We start from the raw sequence: 24,264 nt of genomic DNA, 5'->3' as shown, positions 1-24,264 counted from the left end.
ATTCACGTCATTCACCTTGAGAGGCTGACGTGATAGCCCCATTGCCGCAGGCGCGCTATGGTCCGCCGCGATGAGGCTTTTGAGATGAAAACGATGGATCAGCCGGGCGAAACCACCCATTTCGGCTTCAGGGACGTCCCCGTGGGCGACAAGCAGACGCTGGTGAACGATGTGTTCCACAGCGTGGCACGGCGCTACGACCTGATGAACGATCTGATGTCCGGCGGCATGCATCGCGTCTGGAAGGACGTGATGATCAACACGCTCAACCCGCCGCGCTCGGACGCGCCTTTCGCCCTGCTGGACGTTGCCGGCGGCACCGGCGACATTTCCTTCCGCGCTGCCAAGGCGTCGGGCCTCGGCTTCTCGGCGACGGTCTGCGACATCAACACCGGTATGCTCGATGTCGGCCGTGAGCGCGCCATTACCCACCATCTCGAACATCAGGTCTCCTTCGTCGAGGGCAACGCAGAAGAGTTGCCATTCGCCGACAAGAGCTATGACGCTTATACGATCGCCTTCGGCATCCGCAACGTGCCGCGCATCGACCGCGCGCTCGCTGAAGCCTATCGCGTGCTGAAGCCGGGCAGCCGTTTTCTCTGTCTCGAATTCTCGACCGTCGACGTCCCCGGTCTCGACAAGATCTATGACCTGTTCTCGTTCAAGGTCATCCCGCCGCTCGGCAAGGCGGTCACCGGCGACTCTGAGTCGTATCAGTATCTCGTCGAATCGATCCGCAAGTTTCCGAAGCCGCCAATTTTCGCCGACATGATCCGCGAGGCCGGCTTCTCCCGCGTGAAATACGAACTCCTCTCGGGCGGCATCGTCGCGCTGCATTCGGGCTGGCGTTTGTGATCTCGGCACTCAATCATATGGCGCGGCTGGCCCGCGCCGGCTTCGTGTTTGCGCGCGAAGGCGTGTTCGGCGTCGTCGATCCCTCGCTGGTGCCGCCGCCGGGACAGCTCGCGCTACGCATGGCGCGGCTCATTGAGCGGCCCGGCGCGAAATCGGGCGCGCGGCTGTCGCGCGCGCTGACCCGGCTGGGACCTGCCTATCTCAAGCTCGGCCAGTTTCTCGCGACACGGCCCGACGTGGTCGGCGTCGCCATGGCGCGCGATCTCGAAAGCCTGCAGGACCGGCTTCCGCCGTTCTCCCTGACCGAAGCCGAAGGCGTCGTCGCCGCTTCGCTGGAACGCCCTGTGGCGCAGCTCTATGCGAGCTTCAGTCCGCCGGTCGCCGCGGCCTCGATCGCACAGGTGCATCGCGCCGAGATCGACAAGGATGGTGTCCGCAAGGTCTACGCCGTGAAAGTGCTGCGCCCGAATGTCGCCGCGCAATTCCGCCGCGACCTCGGCGATTTCGCTTACGTCGCCCACAAGGCCGAAGAGCATTTTTCCGAAGCGCGGCGCCTGCGCTTGATCGAGATCATCACCACCATGTCGCGCTCGGTGGCGATGGAGATGGATCTTCGGCTCGAAGCCGCAGCACTCTCCGAGATGGCGGAGAACACCCGCAACGATTCGGATTTCCGCGTGCCGGAAGTGGACTGGGATCGCACCTCGCACAATGTGCTGACGATGGAGTGGATCGACGGCATCGCACTGAACGATCACAAGGGCCTGGAAGAATCCAACGTCGATCTGCCGGACCTTGGCCGCAAGGTGATCCAGAGCTTCCTGCGCCATGCGCTGCGTGACGGCTTCTTCCATGCCGATATGCATCCGGGCAATCTGTTCCTCGATCCTGACGGCCGCCTCGTCGCCGTCGACTTCGGCATCATGGGCCGGCTCGGTCTGAAGGAGCGCCGCTTCCTCGCGGAGATTCTGCTGGGCTTCATCACCCGCAACTATCGCCGCGTCGCCGAAGTCCACTTCGAGGCTGGCTATGTGCCCGGCCACCATTCGGTCGAAAATTTTGCGCAGGCGATCCGTGCCATCGGCGAGCCGATTCACAATCGCACGGCCGAAGAAATCTCGATGGCCAAGCTGCTGACGCTGCTGCTTGAGGTCACCGGCCTGTTCGACATGCGCACGCGGCCGGAATTGATTTTGCTGCAGAAGACCATGGTCGTGGTCGAAGGTGTCGCACGAAGCTTCGATCCCAAGCTCGACATCTGGAAGGTCGCCGATCCCGTTGTCCGCGAATGGATCGAGCGCAATCTCGGCCCATTGGGCAAGATTCAGGGCGCGCTCGCCGGCGCCGGCGAACTCGGCAAGGTCGCCGGCAGTCTGCCGGCCCTGGCAACACGGGCGCTGACGGTGCTGGAACAGTTGGAGACCATGACCCGCGACGGCGTCAGGCTCGACGACGCAACCATCGCCGCCATCGCGCGGGCGCGGGCCAAACAGCTCCGCTGGCGCACCGTGGGCGTCTGGGTGATCGCGCTATCGTTCCTCGGGCTGCTGCTGTCGATCCGCTAGAATGATTGCAATGCTGGCACTTTGTGCTAGCGTTGCTGTCAAAATAGCGCGAGACGCCTCATGGCCAGCCTGACGATCCGCAAGCTCGACGACGCCATTCGCGACGAATTGCGACTGCGTGCTGCCCGCAACGGACGGTCGGTCGAGGACGAGGTGCGAGTCATTTTGCGTGAGGCGTCGCAAGACGGCCTCAAGGCTGACGCAAGATTTCCGCAAGACGCGCCAAACCCGGAAAACCCATCCAAGCCATTGAAATACATCGGCGATCAGCTTCGCGTCACGCTGATCATCGGCGGCGGAATCGCGGCCTATAAAGCGCTCGATCTGATCCGCCGGCTGAAGGAGCGCGGCATCCACGTCCGCGTGGTACTGACCCGCGCCGCGCAGCAATTCGTCACGCCGCTGGCCGCTAGCGCGCTGTCCAACGAGCGCGCCTATACCGACCTGTTCGATCCGCAGAGCGAATTCGATGCCGGGCATATTCGCCTTGCGCGTGAATGCGATCTCATTGTTGTGGCACCTGCGACGGCGGACTTGATGGCGAAGATGGCCAATGGCCTTGCCGATGATCTGGCCTCTGCGATTCTCCTGGCCGCCGACAAACCGATCCTGATCGCGCCGGCGATGAATCCGCTGATGTGGAATAACGCCGCGACGCGCCGCAATGTCGCGCAATTGCAGCGTGACGGCGTGAGGATGATCGGGCCGAATGCCGGCGAGATGGCCGAACGCAATGAAGCCGGTGTCGGTCGCATGGCCGAGCCGACCGAGATTGCGATTGCGGCTCACACCTTCCTGCGGCCGCCGCGCGCGCAACCGCTGGCGGGCAAGCGCGTGCTGATCACTGCGGGCCCGACGCATGAGCCGATCGATCCGGTGCGCTACATCGCCAATCGCTCGTCCGGCAAGCAGGGCTATGCGATCGCCGCGGCGGCACGGGACGCGGGCGCCGAGGTCATTCTCGTCTCGGGCCCGGTCGATCTCGACGAGGTGCCGGGCGTGACGATGACGCAAGTCGAAGCCGCGCGCGACATGCTCGCTGCAGTTCAGGCCGCGCTGCCGGTCGACATCGCGATCTTCGCGGCGGCCGTGGCCGACTGGCGCGTCGTCAACGAGGGCGCCCAGAAGCTCAAGAAGACCGCCGGCGCTGCGATAGCACCGCTGCAGCTCACCGAAAATCCCGATATTCTCGCGACGATCTCGAAACTCCCCGAGCATCGTCCTCCCCTGGTGATCGGATTTGCCGCCGAGACCGAGCACCTGATCGACAACGCCAAAGCCAAGATCGCACGCAAGGGCTGCGACTGGATCGTCGCCAATGACGTATCGCCCGCCACCGGCATCATGGGTGGCGACAACAATACCGTGCATCTGCTGACGCGCAGCACGGACAGCGCGGATATCGCCGTTGATTCGTGGGCGCCGATGAGCAAGGAACAGGTCGCGACGACCCTGGTCGCGCGAATCGCCGACGCGGCGACATCAAATAAATGGACGCAATCCACGAAAGACCAATCATGAGCGCTGCCATCCCCGTTCAGGTCGACGTCCAGCAGCTCCCGCATGGCGCTGGCCTCGCGCTACCGGCCTATCAGACCGCGCATGCTGCCGGCCTCGATCTGCTCGCCGCGGTTCCCGAAGACCAACCGATGATTCTCGCCCGCGGCAAATATGCGCTGGTGCCGACCGCGCTGACCATCGCGCTGCCGCCGGGCTATGAGGCGCAGGTGCGCCCACGCTCCGGCCTTGCCGCCAAGCACGGCATCACCGTGCTGAACTCACCAGGCACCATCGACGCCGATTACCGGGGCGAGATTGGCGTGCTGCTGATCAATCACGGCCCCGCGGATTTCACGATCAAGCGCGGTGAGCGAATCGCCCAGATGGTGATCGCGCCGGTCACGCATGCGGAACTTGTGGTAGTCGCGGCGCTCAGCGAGACCGAACGCGGCAGCGGTGGCTTCGGATCCACCGGCCGCTAGCGCGTATTTCGTCACATCGCGCAGCATTTGAATCAAAAGCGCCTGCATTTTTTAACCGGGGACTCTGCGTTCACGGTCTGGACTCTTACCCGGCGACTCCCGAAGCGGATATTGTCGAACGATTCGCGATCGGTGAGGGGCTGGTCGGGAAGACGTGCGGTTTGGGGCGAATGATGTCAGGCGTGATCGCGGCGATGCGTCGGACCTTGCTGTCGTGCACTTCTATGGTGCGCGACGGGCTTGTCGGCATCAGTGCGTCTGCACTTCTGGCCACCTCCTCGGCGTCGGCCGCTGACGAACCCTTCATTACCCAGACGCTCGCCAATCTGCTCGATCTCGATCGCCAGGAAATCGCCGCGCTGACGACCGCCACAGCGGTGCTCGGCTTCTCCGTCGTTTCCGCCATCCTGTTGATGCACAATCGTATTCGCTCGGCCAAGACCGAAGCGAAGCTGCGCGCCGAACTGCATACGCTGCAGGTTGAATCCGACCGCTTTCGCGCCTTGCTGTTTACCGAGCCGCAGGTGCTGATCGCCTGGGCTGCGGGCGAAACCCGTCCCGATATCTCCGGCGACACCGCATTGATGATGTCGCAGGATCCGCAGCAGCATCAGCCGCAGCGCATTCTTGCGTTCGGAACATGGCTGCCGCCGGAACCCGCGCTGCGGATGGATCACGCCGTCGACGCACTGCTCGATGCCGGCGAAGGCTTTGTGCTGAATCTGACGACCTCGAGCGGCCGCGCCATCGAGGCGATGGGTCGCGCCATCGGCGGTCAGGCCATTGTCCGGATTCGCGAATTGAGCGGTTTGCGCCGCGAGCTCGCCGAAGTCTCGCTGCGTCACAAGGAACTGGCTGAGGAAGCCGAGATTCTCCGCGGCTTCGCCAATGCCGCGCCATGGCCGATCTGGGCCAAGCAGGCCGATGGCCGATTGAGCTTCGTCAATGCCGCCTATGCGCGTGCGACTGAAGCGACTGATACGGGCGATGCGGTCGGTCGCAATCTGGAACTGCTGGACAGCGACGACCGCAGCAGTCTGGCGCGTGCGCTGAACGACAACCAGCCCTTTGCCGCGCGCGTGCCGATCGTGATTTCCGGCGAACGCCGCATCTTCGACGTCCACGCCGCCAAGGTCGCCAGCGGCAGCGCCGGCATGGCCATCGACGCTAGCGAAGCTGCCGCGCTATCAGCCGCTTTGGTGCGGATGGCCGAGGCGCATCGCCGGACACTCGACCAGCTGTCGTCGGGCGTCGCCGTATTCGACGGCCAGCGCCGCCTTGCCTTCTACAACGACTCCTATCGCCGGCTGTGGGATCTCGACCGCACCTTCCTCGACGGCAATCCCGACGACTCCAGTGTGCTCGACCGTCTCCGTGCTGCACGCAAACTGCCGGAGCAGCCCGACTTCCGCGCTTGGAAGGCCAAGCTGCACGAAGCCTATCGTGCCGTCGAAGCCCATAAGGATGTCTGGTATCTGCCGGATGGCCGCGCGCTCTCGATCGTCACCACGCCGAATCCCGAAGGCGGCGTCACCTATCTGTTCGACGATGTCACCGAGAGCCTCGAACTGGCACGGCGCTTCGATGGCCTGATCCGCGTGCAGCGCGAAACGCTCGACAATCTGGCCGAAGCTGTCGCGGTGTTTGGCAGCAACGGCCGCGCGCAACTGTTCAATCCAGCTTTCGCCAAGATGTGGAAGCTGTCGGACGAAGCGCTGGAACAGCGTCCGCATATCGAAATGGTCGAAACCTGGTGCCGGCCATTGTTCGACGACACTCCTACATGGCAGGCGATCCGCAGCGCCATTACCGGGATTGACAATCGCAAGTCTGTTCCGCTCAAGCTCGAGCGCAAGGACGGCAGCGTGCTGGCCTGCATGACCATGCCGCTGCCCGACGGTGCGACCATGCTCACCTTCCAGGACATCTCGGACGCCGAGAATGTCGAGCGCGCGCTGCGCGAGCGCAACGAGGCGCTGGAGACCGCCGACCAGATGAAGGTCGACTTCGTCCATCACGTCTCCTACGAGCTGCGCTCGCCGCTGACCACGATCATCGGCTTCGCGCATCTGCTCAGCGATCCCGTGACCGGCCCGTTGATGCCGAAGCAGGCCGAATATCTCGATTACATCACCACCTCGACAGGCGCGCTGCTGGCGATCATCAATAATATTCTGGATCTCGCCACCATCGATGCCGGCGCGATGACGCTGAATCTCGGCCCGATCGATATCCGCAAGACCATCTCGGCGGCGGCCGAAGGCATTCAGGATCGCCTGGTGCGCGACCGCATCGCACTGCAGATCGACGTCGACCCCGCCATCGGCAGCTTTACCGGCGACGAAAGCCGCGTTGTGCAGGTGCTGTACAATTTGCTCGCCAATGCCGTCGGCTTCTCGCCGCATGATGCTGCAATCACGCTGACCGCGCGACGATCCGAACACACCATCACCTTCACCGTCACCGATCGCGGCCCCGGTATTCCGCCCGAGGTGAAGGACAAGGTGTTCGACTGGTTCGAAAGCCACGCCAATGGCTCGCGTCATCGCGGCGCAGGACTCGGCCTGTCGCTGGTGCGCTCCTTCGTCGAGCTGCATGGCGGCAAGGTTCGCGTCGATTCCGCGGTCGGCAAGGGCACCACCGTCAGCTGCGACTTCCCCATCGACCAGACCGCGCATCGCAACGCCGCCGAATGAGCGAACCCATCATAAACGAGCCCTGCACATTTTCGCTGGCGCTCGCAAATGAGACCGCCACTGCGCAATTGATGGCCGACCTCGCTCTGCTGATCGGCCCCGGCGATGTCATCACCCTCTCGGGCGATCTCGGCGCCGGCAAGACGGCCGCGGCACGCGCGATGATCCGCTATCTCGCCAGCGATTCTGCACTCGAAGTGCCGAGCCCGACCTTCACGCTGGCGCAGAACTATGACCTGCCGTCGTTTCCTCTCATCCATGCCGATCTCTATCGTATCAACGACGCGAGCGAACTCGAGGAGATCGGCCTATCGCCGTTGCCGGACGACGTGGTCGCGCTGATCGAATGGCCGGAGCGCGCCGATGGTACGCTGCCGCCGGATCGTATCGATATTGCGCTCAGCCATCGTCCGGCACTGGGCTCCGTGGCGCGTGCCGCGGAGATCACCGGTCACGGCAAGGCCGCATCGACCGTTCTGCGCCTGAAAGCACTGCGTGAATTTCTCGAAGAGGCGCGCTATCTCGACGCCACGCGCCAGCGCATGGCCGGCGATGCGTCGACGCGCTCCTATGCGCGGCTGATCCGCGGTGATGACGTCTTCATCCTGATGAATGCGCCGAAGCGGCCGGATGGTGCGCCGGTCTATGACGGCAAGTCCTACAGCGCGGCGGTGCATCTGGCGGAGGACGTCAGACCGTTCGTCGCCATTGCGAACGGACTACGCGCACAGGGGATCTCCGCGCCGGCGATTCATCACGCCGATCTCGATGCGGGCTTTCTCATTACCGAGGATTTCGGCACAGCGCCGGTGACCGAAGGCGAGCCGCCGGCACCGATCGCCGAGCGCTATCAGGTCGCGACCGACATGCTGGCCCTGCTGCACAGCAAGTCGCTGCCGGAAACGCTGCCGCTGTCGCCGCATGTCGATTACGCCATTCCCGTCTTCGACACGAATGCATTGCTGGTCGAGATCGGCCTGATGCCGGAATGGTATCTGCCGGACCGCGACGCGCCGCTCGCAGATGACGCGCGCACTGAATTTGTCACGATGTGGCGCGAGCTGCTGGCGAAACCCGCTGCGGCGCCAAAGACCTGGGTACTGCGCGACTTCCATTCGCCGAATATCATCTGGCTCGGTGATCGCGAGGGCATCAATAAGGTCGGCGTAATCGATTTCCAGGACACGGTGCTCGGCCCCGCCGCCTATGATCTCGTCTCGCTGCTGCAGGACGCACGTATCGACGTGCCCGAGCATCTGGAGCTGACCATGCTGACGCGCTATATCAAGGCGCGGCGCGCAGCCGATCCCGCTTTCGATGCCGCGGCCTTTGCCGAGCTCTATGCAATCATGTCGGCACAGCGAAACACGCGACTGCTTGGTACATTTGCGCGGCTCAACCGCCGCGACGGCAAGCCGCATTATCTCAAGCACCAGCCGCGGATCTGGACCTATCTCAACCGCTCGCTGGCGCATCCGACGCTGGCGCCGTTCCAGCAGTGGTATGCAGCGCATGTACCACCGCCCCGCGGTTAGAGGCCCCTCCTTCCGAGACGAATCACGACCTCTGCGTCGTCATTGCGAGGAGCCCTTGCGACGAAGCAATCCAGCCCTCGCTTGTTGCCTTCTGGATTGCTTCGCTCGGCAAAATCGCAAGAGCAATTTTGCCGGCTCGCAATGACGGAGCCGTTGGTCCCGCTGATCGACTCACGCTCTAACACTTCCTTAACTACTTATTAGTCGCACGCGCTCTATCCTGCGCTTGAGTCCTGCACGTGCGGGGCTTGGCGTACTGGACAAGGGACGTGCCATGACGGAGCGGCGTGCCGGAGATCGGGTCGTTTTCGAGCGCGGCTTTCCTGCGCACATGATGGGCATCGACGGCACCTGGCGTCGCTCCTGCATCATGGAAGATATTTCCGAGACCGGCGCCAAACTCACCGTCGATGGTTCTGTTGAAGGATTGAACCTGAAAGAATTCTTCCTTCTGCTCTCATCAACCGGACTTGCCTATCGCCGCTGCGAACTCGGCTGGGTCAATGGCGACCAGATTGGTGTGAATTTTCTCAAACCCAACGACAAAAAGAAAAAGACGAAACGTTCCGAGACGCAGGAGGCAGAAACGTGACTGTACAGACGGGTGTAATTGTCGCATCCGCGTCATCTCGGCCCATTATGGCTCGATAGGTTCATGCATGCGACACGCCGCCGTGCTACCATCATTTCAGCTCAAAAATTCAAGAACGATTCCATCAAGGCCCATCATTCTACCAAGGCCAATGTCGCTATGTCCGTAAAACCCACCAAAGCAATGGTTCTCGCCGCCGGTCTCGGCCTGCGCATGCGACCGCTCACCGATAATCTGCCGAAGCCGCTGGTCCCTGTCGCAGGACAGCCGCTGCTGGATCACGTGCTCGACAAGCTCGCCGCTGCAGGCGTGACCGAAGCCGTCGTCAATGTGCATTACCTGCCCGACCAGATCATCGATCATGTCGCGACGCGCACCAAACCGAAGATCACCATTTCCGATGAGCGCGATCAGGTGCTCGGCACTGGCGGTGCCGTGGTGAAGGCACTGCCGCTGCTCGGCTCCGAGCCGTTCTATCATCTCAATGCCGACACGATGTGGATTGACGGCGTGCAGCCGAATCTCGCGCGTCTTGCGGAGGCCTTCGATCCCGCACGTATGGACATCCTGCTGCTGATGGCGCCGACCGCCAACAGCATCGGCTACGCCGGATGCGGTGACTACGCGATGCTTACCGATGGTGCGCTGCGTCGCCGCAAGGAGAATCAGGTCGTGCCGTTCGTCTATGCCGGTGTCGCGATCCTGTCACCGGCGCTCTTCAAGGATGCGCCATCCGGTGAATTTTCGCTGACCAAACTGTTCGACAAGGCCAACGAGCAGGAACGCCTGTTCGGGCTGCGCATGGAAGGCGTCTGGATGCATGTCGGCACGCCCGACGCCGTGCGCGCCGCGGAAGACGCGTTCCTCGCCAGCGTCGCCTGAGTTTCCTGCGACTCCCGTCGCCTTTCCAGCCATGCCATGATGCACCCTGATCACGAATCAGGGTGTTCATGCGCGTCTTCAACATTCCATCCTCTGCGCCGTTCCTGCGCACGCTGATCACCGCGCTTGTCGACGGTGATCTCGTCGAGGGATTTTCCGCGCGCGGCGCGCCGGAGAAACTGGCTGAAGTCACCCTGTATCTGCCGACACGCCGCGCCGGCCGCATGGCGCAGGAGATATTCCTCGACGTGCTCGGGACCGACGCCGTGCTGCTGCCGCGTATCGTTCCGCTCGGCGATGTCGACGAGGAAGAACTGGCCTTCGCGCAGGCAGCATCGCCTGAGGCGCTCGAAAGGCTCGATGCACCTCCCGCGCTCGACGGATTGCAGCGCCGGCTTCTGCTGGCGCAACTGATTGCCGCATGGGCGAAGCAACTTGCACCGGGCGATCCCACGCAGACACCGCTCGTGGTCGGTGGCCCCGCCTCCACGCTCGCTCTGGCCGACGATCTGGCGCGGCTGATGGACGACATGGCGACGCGCAAGGTCGACTGGAGCGCGCTGGACGGGCTGGTGCCCGACGCGCTCGATCAGTATTGGCAACTCACGCTGCAGTTTCTGAGCATCGCCAGGAACGTATGGCCAGACATCCTCGCCGCACACAATGCGATTGAGCCTGCGGTGCGCCGCGATCTGCTGATCGATGCTGAAGCTTCGCGCCTGAAGGCCCACAAAGGCGGCCCCATCATCGCCGCCGGCTCGACCGGCTCGATGCCGACCACCGCGAAGTTCCTGCGCGAGGTCGCACAGCTGCCGCAGGGTGCTGTCGTCCTCCCCGGCCTCGATACTGATCTCGACGACACCGCGTGGAATATGATCGGCGGCACGAAGGATGCGTTCGGTCGCACAGAGTCGTCCGCATCGAACCATCCGCAATTCGCGCTGCATGCGCTGCTGGAGCGCTTCGGCATCACGCGCCGCGATGTGACGACGCTCGGCACGCCGTCACCGCAGGGCCGCGAATTGCTGGCCTCGGAGGCGATGCGGCCATCCAATGCCACGGCGCAGTGGCATACACGACTGGCGCAGCCCGCCGTCGACCAGAAAATCGCGACCGGCATGCAGAAGCTCTCTGTGATCGCCGCCGCCAATCCGGAAATGGAAGCACTGGCCATCGCGATTGCCATGCGCGAAGCCCACGAACTGATGAAGTCCGCAGCCCTGGTGACGCCCGACCGCGCGCTGGCGCGCCGGGTGATGGCCGCACTCGGGCGCTGGAATCTGATCTACGACGATTCCGGCGGCGACGCGCTGACAGAAACATCGGCCGGCATTTTCGCGCGCCTCATTGCCGAAGTTACGGCAAAGCAGCTTGAGCCGGCGACATTGCTAGCGCTGTTGAAACATCCACTGTTTCGTCTCGGCGCCGCGGCGAACGCATGGACAGATGACATCGAGACGCTCGAACTGGCACTATTGCGCGGCACGCGGCCGACGCCCGGCACCGCGGGACTCGCACAGGACTTCGCGCGCTTCCGCGACGAACTCGGCAAGCTGCGCCGCCGCGAAGCGTCGATGCTGCACGGTGCCGAGCCACGCGCAAAACTCAACGACGATCGCCTCGACCGCGCCGAAGACCTGATCGCGGCATTGCGCGCAGCGCTCGCGCCGTTGGAGAGCATCCACCCCATCAAGCCCATCGATTTCGCCGAGGTCGCGCTGCGGCATCGCGAGGCGATCAAACTGTTGTCGCGCGACGACAGGGGCAACGACGTCGCGCTTGTGGGGCGCGAGGGCACAGCGCTGACCAAGGCATTCGACGATCTCGTCGTCATGGAGACCGTCGAGACCGAGAGTGGCGACGAAGAGCGACTACGCCCCAGCGGGCTGATGATGCAGCTCCGCGATTATCCCGATGTATTTCACACCGCCTTCGCCGACCGCATCGTGCGCCGGCCGGAGGTCGCCAATGCGACTTTGCGCATCTACGGCCAGCTCGAAGCACGGCTGACGCAATCGGATCGTGTGATCCTTGGCGGTCTCGTCGAAGGCATCTGGCCGCCATCGCCGCGAATCGATCCCTGGCTGAGCCGCCCGATGCGGCATCAGCTCGGCCTCGATCTGCCGGAGCGCCGTATCGGCCTCACCGCGCATGACTTCGTGCAACTGCTCGGTACCGAAGACGTCATCCTGAGCTACGCCGCGAAAGTCGGCGGCGCGCCGGCGGTCGCATCGCGTTTCCTGCATCGGCTCGAAGCCGTCGCTGGGGAAACCCGCTGGGACGCGGCGCTGGCCGCGGGCGAGCACTATGTTCGCTATGCCGAAGAGCTCGATAAACCCGAGACCGTCACGCCGATTGCCCAGCCGGAGCCGCGCCCGCCACGCGCCGCACGTCCGCTCAGGCTGTCGGTCACCGCCATCGAGGACTGGCTGCGCGATCCCTATACGATCTATGCCAAATATATTCTGGGTCTGGCGCCGCTCGATCCCGTCGACATGCCGCTGTCTGCGGCCGACCGGGGATCGGCGATCCATGCGTCGCTCGGCGACTTCACCATGGAATACAGCAAGGCGCTGCCTGACGATCCCGCGCGTGAGCTGCGCAGGATCGGCGATCGACATTTTGCGCCCCTGATGGCGCGGCCTGAGGCGCGCGCATTGTGGTGGCCGCGCTTCCTGCGCATCGCGTCGTGGTTTGGCGCCTGGGAAATCGACCGCCGCATCAATGTCGCCAGCATCGACGCGGAAGTGCGCGGCGAGATCAAGATCCCGCTCGATCACGGCCGCGTCTTTCATCTCTCGGCCCGCGCCGACCGTATCGAACATCGCAGCGATCGCACCTTCGCGCTGCTTGACTACAAGACCGGCCAGCCGCCAACCGGCAAGCAGGTGCGCATGGGCCTGTCGCCACAGCTCACATTGGAAGCCGCGATCCTGCGCGAAGGCGGCTTTGCCGGCATTGCTGCGGAATCCTCCGTCAGCGAGCTGGTCTATGTCCGGCTCAGCGGCAACAACCCGCCCGGCGAAGAGCGGCTGCTCGAACTGAAAATCGAGCGCAAGGATGAGCCGCAGTTGCCCGACGATGCCGCGATCGAAGCGCGCGCCAAGCTGGAAGCGCTGATCCGCAGCTTCGAGGACGAAGCCACCGCCTATACGTCGCTCAGCCTGTCCATGTGGTCGAACCGCTATGGCAGTTATGACGATCTGGCGCGGATCAAGGAGTGGTCGGCCAATGGTGGCGGCGGGGGAGGCGAGTCATGAGCGGCCCGCGCAATATCCCGCCCGCAGCGAGTGCAAAGCAGCAGCTCGCATCGGATCCGGCTTCCTCGGTGTTCGTTTCAGCGAATGCCGGTTCCGGGAAGACCTATGTGCTGGTCAACCGCGTGATCCGACTGCTGCTCGATGGCGTGCCGCCCGAGAAGATTCTCTGCGTCACCTTCACCAAAGCCGCGGCGGCCAATATGGCAGAGCGCGTGTTCACGCGGCTCGGTCACTGGGTCACGCTGGATGACGCTGCACTCGACGCGGAAATCAAAAATGCCGGCGTTCCCGCGTCGAACAGCAGATTGCGGTCGCGGGCGCGCGAATTGTTCGCCAGTGCACTGGAGACGCCGGGTGGTCTGAAAGTCCAGACCATCCACGCGCTGTGTACGCGACTGCTGCAGCAGTTTCCGTTCGAGGCCAATGTGCCGGCGCGGTTCAGCGTGCTCGACGACCGCGACCAGAACGAGATGATGGAGCGCGCCAGCCTGCAGGTGCTGCTGCACGCCGCTGCGGCGCCCAACAGTGCCGAGGGCCGCGCGCTGACGACCGCCATGACCTCGGCGGCAGACGTCACGTTCCGCGATGTCGTGCGCGAGGCGAGTCTGTCACGGGACCAGTTCCTGGCCTGGATCGAGCGTGCCGGCTCGACCGACGCCGCGATGGCGCAACTCTCAGCCACGCTGGGCGTGACGCCCGGCGATACCAAAGAGAGCGTCGAACTGGAGATTATCGACGGACCGCATCTGCCGCGCGAGCGCTGGATACCGGCCGCCGAAATCTTCGAGACCGGTAGCAAGACCGACAACGATCAAGCAGCGCGGCTGCGCGAGGCATTGACGCTGTCGGGCGCCGAACAGGTCGAGAAATATCTCGAACTGTTCCTGACCAAAGACCAGTCGCTCCGCAAATCGCTTGCGACCAAGAAGATCGCCGACAGCCGGCCGGATCTGCTGGCGGCCCTGCAGCGCGAAGGCGACCGTGTCATCCCGCTGCTGGAACGCCGCCGCGCTGTCGCCATGCGCGAGCGCACCCAGTCGCTGCTGGTGATCGCCAGCCAGGTCGCGGAGAATTATCGCCGCGAGAAAAACGAACGCGGCCTTTTGGATTACGACGACCTGATCGCGCGCACGCTGGAGATGCTCGATCGGGTGTCGTCGAGCTGGGTGCATTTCAAGCTCGATCGCGGCGTCGATCACGTGCTGATCGACGAGGCGCAGGATACCTCGCCGCGGCAATGGGACATCATCACCCATCTGATCTCGGAATTCACCTCCGGCGAAGGTGCGCGCGACGGGCTCAAGCGCACGATCTTCGCCGTCGGCGACGAGAAGCAATCGATCTTCTCGTTCCAGGGCGCAGCACCGCGCGAATTCGATCTGCGGCGCAAGGCGCTCCAAAGCCGCTTCAAGGACGCCGGGATGAAATTCGATCCCATCGCGTTCAGCCATTCTTTCCGGTCGGGCTCAGCCATTCTGCGATCGGTCGACCACGTGTTTCGCGAGGAAGCGATCTTCCGCAGTATCCACGCCGTGGAGAACGGCTATCCCATTCATGAAACGCTGGAGGATGCCGGTCCCAGCCTGATCGACCTCTGGGAGCTGGAGCAGCCCGACGACCGGCCCAGCATCGAAGGCTGGCAGGCGCCGTTCGACAAGCGCTCCGAAACAAGTCCCGAAGTGAAGCTCGCACGCCGTGTCCAGACCGAAATCAAGGACCTGATCACGGCGAAGACGGAGACCGGGCCTATCGGCAAGCGCCGCGCGCTGCGCTATGGCGACATGCTGGTGCTGGTGCGCCGCCGCGGCAAGGCCTTCGACGCCATCATCCAGGCGCTGAAACATGCCGGCATTCCCGTCGCCGGTGCCGACCGGCTGAAGCTCACCGAACATATCGCCATCATCGACCTGATGAACCTGGCCGACGCGCTGCTGCTACCGCAGGACGATCTCGCATTGGCGACCGGATTGAAGAGCCCACTATTCGGCCTCGATGACGATGACCTGTTCAAGCTGGCCTATGAGCGCACCGGATCGCTGCGCGACGCACTCGGCGAAAAGGCGGCGAGCGATCCCAAGCTCGGCAGCGCTTTCAAGCGGCTCATCGCTTGCGAGAAGCGCTTTGCCAGCGAGACGCCTTTTGCGTTCTATGCCTGGCTGCTCGGCGGTGATCACGGCCGCGCGCGCATTCTGCGTCGGCTCGGCCATGAGGCCAATGACGCGCTCGACGAATTTCTCGAACTCGCGCTGGGCTATGAGCGCAAGGCGCCGGCCTCGCTGCAGGGCTTCGTCGCATGGCTGCGGGCAGCCGATACCGAAGTGAAGCGCGACATGGAGATCACGCGCAACGAAGTTCGCGTGATGACCGTGCACGGCGCCAAGGGCCTTGAAGCGCCTGTCGTGTTCATGGTCGACACCACGTCATCACCGGCGGATTCACAGCGGCTCAATTTGATCCATCTCCCGCAGGGCAACGCCGCACCGAACAGCCCGGGCGTCGTGGTCTGGGCCGGCAAGAAGGCGGACGATCCGCCAGCAGTCGCGGCGGCGCGCGCCGACATGATCCGCGATACCGAGGACGAATATCGCCGGCTGCTTTATGTGGCGATGACGCGCGCGGCCGATCGCCTGATCGTTGGCGGCTGCATGCCCGGCAACCGCAACGAGGTGCGGCCGCTGTCCTGGTACGACCTGATCCAGAAGGGCCTGGAGAATTCCGGGCTGCAGATGCAGAGCGTGCCGCCGCCGGACGGCGTGGTGAAACGCTATACGCGCGTGGAAGACGTGACACCGGCGCCTGGCGCGATGGCGCCTGTCGCAGCAGGTGCGCCCATCGTGCTGCCGTCCTGGATGCGCGACAAGGTCGGCGACCAGCCGCACCGCGAAAGCCTGTTGCGCCCATCAGATGCCGACGACGATGACGACGGCCGCGGACAGCGCTCGGGCGAATCCGAACGGCTGCGCCAACTGGCCTTGCAGCGCGGCAACCTCGTGCATCGCCTGTTGCAATCGCTGCCCGACATCACCGCCGAGAAGCGTCGCGAGACCGCCCTGAATTTCCTCGCCCGCAACGCCCATGACTGGACCGATCTCGACCGGGTGGCGCTGGCCACGCAGGTGCTGTCGCTGATCGGCGATCCGCGCCTCGCGGAACTGTTTGCCCCCGGCAGTCGCGCCGAGGTGGCGGTGGCCGGACGACTGACGCGAAAGGACGGATCGCCTGTGCTCGTCTCGGGCCAGATCGACCGGCTGGTCCTGACCAAAACCGAGATCCGGATCGTCGACTACAAGACCAACCACAACCCGCCGCGCAAGCTGATCGAGGCGCCCAAGGCCTATATCCGGCAGCTGGCGCTGTATCGCGGCGTGCTCGCCAAGTTATACCCAGATCGGCCGATCCGGGCCGCCCTGCTCTGGACGGAAACGCTTGAAATGATGGAGATTTCCGGTGCTGCGCTGGACGCGGAGCTGGCCGCCATCATCTCACTGTGACCAACCTTGACCCGGCAAGGGGGCGTTCATAGGTTGGATGCATCATTCCAGCGCGCGAATCTTCCAGCGCGCCTTTCATTGAACAGGACGAGGATACGATCATGGCCGTTGGCAAGGTGACAGACGCCGATTTCGAAGCGGAAGTGCTCAAGGCGACCGGCCCGGTCGTGATCGATTTCTGGGCCGAGTGGTGCGGTCCCTGCCGCATGATCGCGCCGGCGCTCGACGAAATCTCCGCTGCCATGGGCGAAAAGGTCACCATCCTGAAGCTCAACGTCGACGAGAACCCGAAGACCGCATCGAAGTATGGCGTGATGTCGATCCCGACGCTGATGATCTTCAAGGGCGGCGAAATGGCCTCGCGCCAGGTCGGCGCCGCGCCGAAGGCGAAGCTGCAGCAGTGGATCAGCGCCGCGGTCTGATCGCGCGCTTTATTCGAGAATTTACGGCCGGTGATTTTCACCGGCCGTTTTTGTTTTGTGTACCTAACCTCGCCCCGCTTGCGGGGAGAGGGAAGCGACGCCGACCGTTTTTCTTTGCATCAGCGAATCCACCCGGTCGCCAGCGCGCTCGCCCATTCCGCTCGCTGGTTCTGCAACGCCAGTTCGGCCATCGCGGCGTGATCATACGGCACCTGACGGAACGTCACCTGCCATCGCTCGCCCGCCTTCTCGATAATTGCGTAGCAGGCGTCGGGCGTGCCGACTTCCAGCGTGTGCGGATAGGGCGTGACGTCGCGATAGCCGGGGCCACCGACGCTACCGGGATTGACGATCATGCGGCCGTCGCGAAGCCTGACGGCACGCGCGATGTGGGTGTGTGCGCAGAGAATCAGCGATTGCGTGATACCCCCCGCCTTCTCCTCGATGGCTTCGATCGGGGCCATATGCACGATGCCTTCGGGCGTCACCGCTTCCATCCAGTAGGTGTTGTCGTCATCGGGCGTCGCGTGAACGAGATAGACCTCACCCTGATAAATCGTGCTGAAGGGCAGCGCGCGCAGCCAGTCCATCTGCTCTGGTTCTAGCTGGCTGTGTGCCAGCCGATCGGACGGCCACATGTCGTCAAGCTTGTAGTCGGTGATGTAGCGATCATGATTGCCGCGGACATTGGTGGCATTGAGGCCCATCATGATGTCCACCGCACGGCGCGCATCGAGCGCACCGCTGGCCATATCACCAAGATTGACGATATCGGTGATACCCTGGGTACGGATATCGGCGACAACCGCCTCAAGGGCAAAGTGATTGCCGTGAACGTCGGCAATGGCAGCGAAGCGCATCGAACCTCCCTAAAATCAAGCAAAGATCAATCAGAGATCACTTGTATCGATCTATGCAGGGAGCGTGCCGTTCTCCGCAAGTACATGACCGGCCAGATAGAGCGAGCCTGCAATCAGGATCCGCGGAGGCACTTCATAGGCGAGCCGGGTGAGGGATTGCAGCGCATCGGCGACGCTCGGCGCTGTCTCGACGCGCATGCCGAGACTCCGCGCGGCATCGGCCAGCGCTTCCGGCGCCATGGCGCCGTCGCGGCCAGGGATTTTCACCGCAATGATATGGCGGGTCTGGCCGGCGAAATTCGCCAGGAAGCCCGTCGCATCCTTGTTGGCCATCATGCCGGCGATCACCACCAGAGGCCGCGGCACGCGCTCTTCGAGATCGCCAAGCGCGGCTGCGATGACGCGCCCGCCATCGGCATTGTGGCCGCCGTCAAGCCAGACTTCGGAATCGGCGGGCGCCACCGCGACGAGCTTGCCCGATGTCAGCCGCTGCATCCGCGCCGGCCATTCGGCGCGCGCGACACCTGTCTCATAGGCGGCAGGATCGATCTTGAAGATATCTAGCGCGCGCAATGTCGCAATGGCCAGACCCGCATTGCCGAACTGATGGCGCCCGAACAGGCGTGGTGCGGCGATATCCATCAGCCCGCGATCGTCCTGATACACGAGACGCCCGCGCTCGATATTGACGTGCCATTCCTGCCCGGCGCTGATGAGCCGCGCATGCATCTTGCGCGCCTGCTGCTCGATCACGTCAGTGGCCTCCGGCGATTGCTCGACCGTGATGACCGGCACGCGGCGCTTGATGATGCCGGCTTTCTCGGCGGCGATCTTCGCGAGCGTGTCGCCCAGAAAATCCGTGTGGTCGATGGCGATCGGGGTCAGCACGCAGGCGATGGGCGCTTCGATCACATTGGTCGCGTCGAGCCGCCCGCCGAGACCGACTTCGAGCAGCACGACGTCGGCGGGATGCTTCGCGAACAGATCGAACGCGACCGCGGTCTCGGCCTCGAACAACGTGATCGGTGCGCCGGCATTGACCGTCTCGACATGGGCGAAAGCCGCGCGCAATGCGTCGTCGCTCACCAACGTGCCGGCAAGCCGGATGCTCTCATTCATGCGGACGAGATGCGGCGAGGTATACACGTGGACGCGCAGGCGGGCGGCCTCACAGACCGCGCGTAGATAAGCGATGGTCGAGCCCTTGCCGTTGGTGCCGGCAACATGGATCACGGGGGGCAGCTTGCGCTCGGGATTGCCGAGCTGCGCCATCAGCCGCTGCATGCGGTCCAGTGACAGATCGATGGCGTTCGGATGCAGCTTGGAGAGCCGCGCCAGAATCTCGCCGAGGTCGGGCGACGATGGCGGCGCGGAGGTGCTCACGCGTGCGCGGCCGGCACCGCGTCCGGAGCCACGAGGATCTCGGCCGGAATGCTCTCCGCGCGCGGCGGGCTCGCAATGGCCGGAGACTTCGTCAGCAGACGGCAGAGACGCGCCAGCGTCGGCTTCAGATCGTGGCGATGCACCACCATATCGATCATGCCGTGGTCACGCAGATATTCGGCACGCTGGAAACCTTCCGGCAGCTTCTCGCGGATGGTCTGTTCGATCACGCGCGCACCGGCAAAGCCGATCAGCGCGCCCGGCTCAGCGATCTGCACATCGCCCAGCATGGCATAAGATGCGGTGACGCCGCCGGTGGTCGGATTGGTCAGCACCACGATGTAAGGCAGCTTGGCCTCGCGCAGCATCTGCACGCCGACGGTCGTGCGCGGCAGTTGCATCAGCGACAGAATGCCTTCCTGCATCCGAGCGCCGCCGGAAGCCGCGAACACGATGAAGGGCGACTTCTTCTCGACCGCGAGTTCGAGCCCGCGCACCAGCGCTTCACCGGCAGCCATGCCGAGCGAACCGCCCATGAAATCGAAATCCTGTACGGCGACGACGACGCCGGAGCCTTCCATCTTGCCGTAACCGACCTTCACCGAATCGTTCATGCCGGTCTTGGTGCGCGCATCCTTGATGCGGTCGACATATTTGCGCTCGTCGCGAAACTTCAGCGGATCGGCAATCACTTCGGGCAGCGCGACGTCGTACCAGGTCTCGTTGTCGAAGATCGACTTCATGCGGGCGGTGGCGCCCATGCGCATGTGATAGTTCGAGCCGGGAATGACGAACTGGTTGCTCTCGACGTCCTTATAGAACACGAGCTGTCCGGTATCCGGGCACTTGATCCAGAGGTTCTCGGGCGTATCGCGCTTGAGGATGCTGCGGATCTTCGGCCGGACGACGTTGGTGAGCCAATTCATATGTGTCTCCGCGTCGCTGAGATGGTGCGTCGCTCTGATATCTATATGGCGGCCAGGACGGAGCCCGGCAACCGTTGTTCCCGGTTGATGGAGGCCAATTGTGGCTTATTCCGCAGCCTGTTTGGCCCCATGAACGCCCTGGGCGAGGGCTGCGGCCAGATCGGCGACCGCACTGACGGTCCTGGCCGTGGCCTTGCCATCGGAATCCAGCGAGCCTTTCAGCGCATCGATCAGCGCCGTTCCGACCACCGCGCCGTTGGCATGCCGCGCGATGTCATGCGCCGCTTCCGGCGTCCGGATGCCGAAACCGACACAGACCGGCAGCTTGGTGTGACGCTTGATCCGCGCCACGGCCGTGCTCACGACGGATGAATCCGCGCTGGCCGAGCCGGTGATGCCGGTGACCGAGACGTAATAGACGAAGCCCGACGTGTTCGCGAGCACCGCCGGGAGGCGCTTATCATCGGTGGTCGGCGTGGCCAGACGGATGAAGTTCAATCCGGCTTTGATTGCCGGCAGGCAGAGCTCTGCGTCTTCTTCCGGCGGTAGGTCGACGATGATCAGACCATCCACGCCGGCAGCCTTTGCGTCGGGCAGGAATTTATCGACGCCGTAGATATAGATCGGATTGTAGTAGCCCATCAGCACGATCGGCGTCTTGTTGTCGGAGCTGCGGAAGTCGCGCACGAGCTGCAGCGTCTTCTTCAGCGTCATGCCGGCCTGCAGCGCGCGCAGGCCCGCGGCCTGGATCGACGGGCCGTCAGCCATCGGATCGGTAAAGGGCATGCCGATCTCGATGATATCGGCGCCGGCCTTCGGCAGCGCCTTGACGATTTCCAGCGCAGTGGCGGGATCGGGATCGCCGGCCATCACGAAAGTCACGAAAGCCGCGCGGCCTTCGGCCTTGAGTTCGGCGAAACGGGTATCGATGCGGGTGGTCACGACTGCCTGCCCTTCAGGATATCGCCGACCTGCGGGACGTCCTTGTCGCCGCGGCCGGAGAGGTTGACGACCATCAGGTGATCCTTCGGCAGCGTTGGCGCGAGTTCGCTCACCTTGGCGAGGGCATGCGCCGGCTCCAGTGCCGGGATGATGCCTTCGAGTTTCGACAGCAGCTGAAATGCGGTGAGCGCTTCTTCATCCGTCGCCGACAGATACTTCACGCGGCCGATCGTATGCAGCCACGAATGTTCGGGGCCGATGCCAGGATAATCGAGGCCCGCGGAGATCGAATGGCCTTCCTGGATCTGGCCGTCTTCATCCATCAAGAGATAGGTACGGTTGCCATGCAGCACGCCGGGACGGCCGCCAGCAATCGATGCGGCGTGCAGGTTGGTGAGCCCGTGGCCCGCCGCTTCGACGCCGTAGATGTCAACCGATGGATCGTCGAGAAACGGATGGAAGAGCCCCATCGCATTGGAGCCGCCGCCGATGCAGGCGATCAACGAATCCGGCAAACGACCTTCGATCTCCTGCATCTGCACACGAGTTTCCTCGCCGATGATCGACTGGAAGTCGCGCACCATCATCGGATACGGATGCGGGCCGGCGACGGTGCCGATGCAATAGAACGTGTCGTGCACATTGGTGACCCAATCGCGCAGCGCCTCGTTCATCGCATCCTTCAGCGTGCGCGCACCGACCTGCACCGGTACCACCTTGGCGCCGAGCATTTCCATGCGGATCACATTGGGCTGCTGACGCGCGACGTCCACCGCACCCATATAGACGATGCATTCGAGGCCGAAGCGCGCGCAGAGCGTCGCCGTCGCCACGCCATGCTGGCCAGCGCCGGTCTCGGCAATGATGCGCTTCTTGCCCATACGGCGCGCAACCATGATCTGGCCGAGCACATTGTTCACCTTGTGCGAGCCGGTATGGTTCAGCTCCTCGCGCTTCAGATAGATTTTTGCGCCACCGAGATGTTCGGTGAGACGTTCCGCGAAATAGAGCGGCGACGGGCGACCGACATAGGCCTTGAGATAACCGTCCATCTCCTTGCGGAAGGCGGGATCGGCCTTGGCGTCCTCATAGGCCTTCTGCAGGTCAAGGATCAGCGGCATCAGCGTCTCGGCGACGAAGCGGCCGCCGAAAATGCCGAAGTGACCGGTGTCGTCGGGACCGGACCGATAGGAATTGGGAATGGCTTGAGTCATCAGGTCGTCAACTCTTCCGTTGCGCGCGCGGCGCGGATGAAAGCGCGGATCATGTCGGGATCCTTGATGCCCGGCGCGCTTTCCACGCCGGACGAAATATCGACACCGCCGGCCCGCGTGATGCGCAGGGCCTCGGCGACATTGGCGGCAGTGAGGCCGCCCGATACCATGAAGGGCAGCTTCAGATCGAGGTCTTCGAGCAGATGCCAGTCGAAGACCTCACCGAGACCACCGGGACGCGTTGCATCCTTCGGCGGTTTGGCATCGAACAGGATGCGATCGCAGACCGCGGCATAGCCGGGCAATGCGGCGAGATCGGCCCTGGTCTCGACGGCGAGCGCCTTCATCACCGGAAGGCCGAACCTCTGTTTGATATCACGCACCCGCGCCACGCTTTCGTTGCCGTGGAGCTGCAGGATATCGGGCCTCAAGGCATCGATACTGTTTTCGAGATCCGCGTCGTCGGCATCCACCGACAGCGCGACCTTCACGGCGCGCCCCTTCGACTGCTTGCCCAAAGCCCGCGCAACATCGAGCGTGACGTGACGCGGCGACGGCGGGAAGAACACGAAGCCGACCATATCCGCGCCGCCGACCAGAGCCGCGTCGAGCGTCTCCGGAGTGGATAGGCCGCAGATTTTGACGATCAGAGACATGCTTCAAATGGCCGCTGGTAATACCGGGAATGGCGGGAAAAGCCTATGCGCGGGGTTCTACAACGTCGCGCCGGACTTGTCTCGCTCACCGGCCATATAGGAGGAACCCGGCGCCGGAAGCCGCTGCACACCGTTCCGTGACGTGGTCGCGGTATGGGCGCGCAGATCGGCCAGTTCTGCACGGGCCCGCCTGATATCGACCTCATGCTGACGTGCTGCGCGGCGCCAGTGCCCTTGCCTGAACCAGGTCGCCATTCCCCCTGCGATGACGCCCAGGATGGCCGACAGGATGATCACAACGAATAGCGGCAACGTGGCACCGACCGCGGGATCGCTGCTGTTGAACGGATCGAAGGAGACCGTGACCATATGACGGTTGGCGACGGCGAACACGACGAAGACGATCGCGAGGGGGATGATCAGCAGGGCTGAGAAGAATTTGCGCATCAACGTCTCTCGCGAAGGCGATGCGGGCGCGCATGCCGCTAATTGGCTCAGACCTGTCGGCCCGAATGCGCGCTACCTCAAAGTTCTTTATGACGCCGCGCTGGCTTCCGGCGCACCATTCTCACGGTTGAGCCGCTCGCGCATTTCCTTGCCGGTCTTGAAGAACGGAACGCTCTTCTGGTCTACCGGAACATGCTCGCCAGTCCGCGGATTGCGGCCTGCGCGGGCCGGGCGATGCTTCACCGAGAATGCACCGAAGCCGCGGAGTTCGACACGGTCACCGCGTGCCAGCGCAGCCACGATCTCATCGAGAATCGCATTCACAATGTTCTCAACATCCCGCTGGTAGAGGTGCGGGTTATGCTCAGCGATGCGTTGAACGAGTTCGGATTTGATCATCGAGACGTTGGACTCTGAACGGGAGGATGCATTTCCGTGAAAATGCCTTGAACTGTCAAGACGCTAAATGAATTCGGGCACCTTCGAAAATGCGTGACAAATGCCCGAAACCGTTGTTGCAGCCTTCCTTGCAGTGCGGAAAGAACAAGACGAGCAG

At 63.5% G+C, this 24,264-nt stretch carries 19 protein-coding genes; 11 read left to right on the top strand and 8 right to left on the bottom strand.

Annotation, left to right across the window (positions count from 1 at the left end; translation table 11 throughout):
- Window positions 1–93: 93 nt before the first annotated feature.
- The 11 genes from ubiE (at window position 94) to trxA (ending at window position 17,280) form a co-directional block, all read left to right on the top strand.
- Window positions 94–855, top strand: coding sequence for a bifunctional demethylmenaquinone methyltransferase/2-methoxy-6-polyprenyl-1,4-benzoquinol methylase UbiE (gene ubiE, locus AB7783_RS23745; protein WP_441279756.1), 762 nt, complete (start codon window positions 94–96; stop codon window positions 853–855).
- Window positions 852–2,420: a 2-polyprenylphenol 6-hydroxylase gene (gene ubiB, locus AB7783_RS23740; RefSeq protein WP_093757889.1), complete on the top strand. Its 1,569-nt coding sequence runs from the start codon at window positions 852–854 to the stop codon at window positions 2,418–2,420. The genes ubiE and ubiB overlap by 4 nt, the downstream gene beginning before the upstream one ends.
- Window positions 2,421–2,480: 60 nt before the next feature.
- Window positions 2,481–3,941, top strand: coding sequence for a bifunctional phosphopantothenoylcysteine decarboxylase/phosphopantothenate--cysteine ligase CoaBC (coaBC, locus tag AB7783_RS23735; RefSeq protein WP_441278941.1), 1,461 nt, complete (start codon window positions 2,481–2,483; stop codon window positions 3,939–3,941).
- Window positions 3,938–4,402 carry a dUTP diphosphatase gene (gene dut / locus AB7783_RS23730; RefSeq protein WP_120287740.1) on the top strand — a complete coding sequence of 155 codons (465 nt, stop codon included), beginning with the start codon at window positions 3,938–3,940 and terminating at the stop codon, window positions 4,400–4,402. The genes coaBC and dut overlap by 4 nt, the downstream gene beginning before the upstream one ends.
- A 173-nt stretch (window positions 4,403–4,575) precedes the next feature.
- Window positions 4,576–7,098, top strand: coding sequence for an ATP-binding protein (locus AB7783_RS23725; RefSeq protein ID WP_439078881.1), 2,523 nt, complete (start codon window positions 4,576–4,578; stop codon window positions 7,096–7,098).
- Window positions 7,099–7,109: 11 nt separating this feature from the next.
- The gene (gene tsaE, locus AB7783_RS23720; protein ID WP_441279755.1) at window positions 7,110–8,633 is read left to right on the top strand and encodes a tRNA (adenosine(37)-N6)-threonylcarbamoyltransferase complex ATPase subunit type 1 TsaE; all 1,524 of its coding nucleotides are present in this window, start codon (window positions 7,110–7,112) and stop codon (window positions 8,631–8,633) included.
- Between the two features lie 274 nt (window positions 8,634–8,907).
- Window positions 8,908–9,225: a PilZ domain-containing protein gene (locus AB7783_RS23715; protein ID WP_068734110.1), complete on the top strand. Its 318-nt coding sequence runs from the start codon at window positions 8,908–8,910 to the stop codon at window positions 9,223–9,225.
- Between the two features lie 159 nt (window positions 9,226–9,384).
- Window positions 9,385–10,107 carry a nucleotidyltransferase family protein gene (locus AB7783_RS23710; protein WP_089266886.1) on the top strand — a complete coding sequence of 241 codons (723 nt, stop codon included), beginning with the start codon at window positions 9,385–9,387 and terminating at the stop codon, window positions 10,105–10,107.
- 68 nt (window positions 10,108–10,175) lie between these two features.
- A complete protein-coding gene (gene addB / locus AB7783_RS23705) occupies window positions 10,176–13,367 on the top strand; it encodes a double-strand break repair protein AddB (RefSeq protein WP_441278940.1) in 3,192 nt (1,063 codons plus the stop codon).
- Window positions 13,364–16,858: a double-strand break repair helicase AddA gene (gene addA / locus AB7783_RS23700; RefSeq protein WP_441278939.1), complete on the top strand. Its 3,495-nt coding sequence runs from the start codon at window positions 13,364–13,366 to the stop codon at window positions 16,856–16,858. Before addB ends, addA begins: the two co-directional genes overlap by 4 nt.
- 101 nt (window positions 16,859–16,959) lie before the next feature.
- On the top strand, window positions 16,960–17,280 hold the full coding sequence (trxA, locus tag AB7783_RS23695; RefSeq protein ID WP_068734104.1) for a thioredoxin: 321 nt from the start codon (window positions 16,960–16,962) through the stop codon (window positions 17,278–17,280).
- Between the two features lie 119 nt (window positions 17,281–17,399).
- On the opposite strand, the gene AB7783_RS23690 is transcribed toward trxA, so the two are convergent.
- The 8 genes from AB7783_RS23690 to AB7783_RS23655 all read right to left on the bottom strand — a co-directional run bounded on the left by AB7783_RS23690 (window position 17,400) and on the right by AB7783_RS23655 (window position 24,107).
- Window positions 17,400–18,140, bottom strand: a complete 741-nt coding sequence (locus AB7783_RS23690) for a metallophosphoesterase family protein (protein WP_441278938.1) — start codon at window positions 18,138–18,140, stop codon at window positions 17,400–17,402.
- Window positions 18,141–18,191: 51 nt separating this feature from the next.
- The gene (locus AB7783_RS23685; protein ID WP_441278937.1) at window positions 18,192–19,523 is read right to left on the bottom strand and encodes a bifunctional folylpolyglutamate synthase/dihydrofolate synthase; all 1,332 of its coding nucleotides are present in this window, start codon (window positions 19,521–19,523) and stop codon (window positions 18,192–18,194) included.
- Window positions 19,520–20,449 (bottom strand): acetyl-CoA carboxylase, carboxyltransferase subunit beta, encoded by a 930-nt coding sequence (gene accD / locus AB7783_RS23680; protein WP_315840009.1) that lies wholly within the window; start codon window positions 20,447–20,449, stop codon window positions 19,520–19,522. The genes AB7783_RS23685 and accD overlap by 4 nt, the downstream gene beginning before the upstream one ends.
- A gap of 105 nt (window positions 20,450–20,554) precedes the next feature.
- Window positions 20,555–21,391, bottom strand: coding sequence for a tryptophan synthase subunit alpha (trpA, locus tag AB7783_RS23675; RefSeq protein ID WP_441278936.1), 837 nt, complete (start codon window positions 21,389–21,391; stop codon window positions 20,555–20,557).
- The gene (gene trpB, locus AB7783_RS23670; RefSeq protein ID WP_089266405.1) at window positions 21,388–22,605 is read right to left on the bottom strand and encodes a tryptophan synthase subunit beta; all 1,218 of its coding nucleotides are present in this window, start codon (window positions 22,603–22,605) and stop codon (window positions 21,388–21,390) included. The genes trpA and trpB overlap by 4 nt, the downstream gene beginning before the upstream one ends.
- On the bottom strand, window positions 22,605–23,261 hold the full coding sequence (locus AB7783_RS23665; protein ID WP_441278935.1) for a phosphoribosylanthranilate isomerase: 657 nt from the start codon (window positions 23,259–23,261) through the stop codon (window positions 22,605–22,607). The genes trpB and AB7783_RS23665 overlap by 1 nt, the downstream gene beginning before the upstream one ends.
- Before the next feature lie 57 nt (window positions 23,262–23,318).
- A complete protein-coding gene (locus tag AB7783_RS23660) occupies window positions 23,319–23,708 on the bottom strand; it encodes a LapA family protein (protein ID WP_176454679.1) in 390 nt (129 codons plus the stop codon).
- An 87-nt stretch (window positions 23,709–23,795) separates the two neighbouring features.
- Window positions 23,796–24,107, bottom strand: coding sequence for an integration host factor subunit beta (locus AB7783_RS23655; protein WP_089266402.1), 312 nt, complete (start codon window positions 24,105–24,107; stop codon window positions 23,796–23,798).
- Window positions 24,108–24,264 lie beyond the last annotated feature (157 nt).

The organism is Tardiphaga sp. 172_B4_N1_3 (assembly GCF_052076035.1).
GTDB classification, from domain to species: Bacteria; Pseudomonadota; Alphaproteobacteria; order Rhizobiales; family Xanthobacteraceae; genus Tardiphaga; species Tardiphaga robiniae.
The sequence above is the reverse complement of the archived record's forward strand: the minus strand, read 5'-3'. Positions and strand labels throughout refer to the sequence as shown.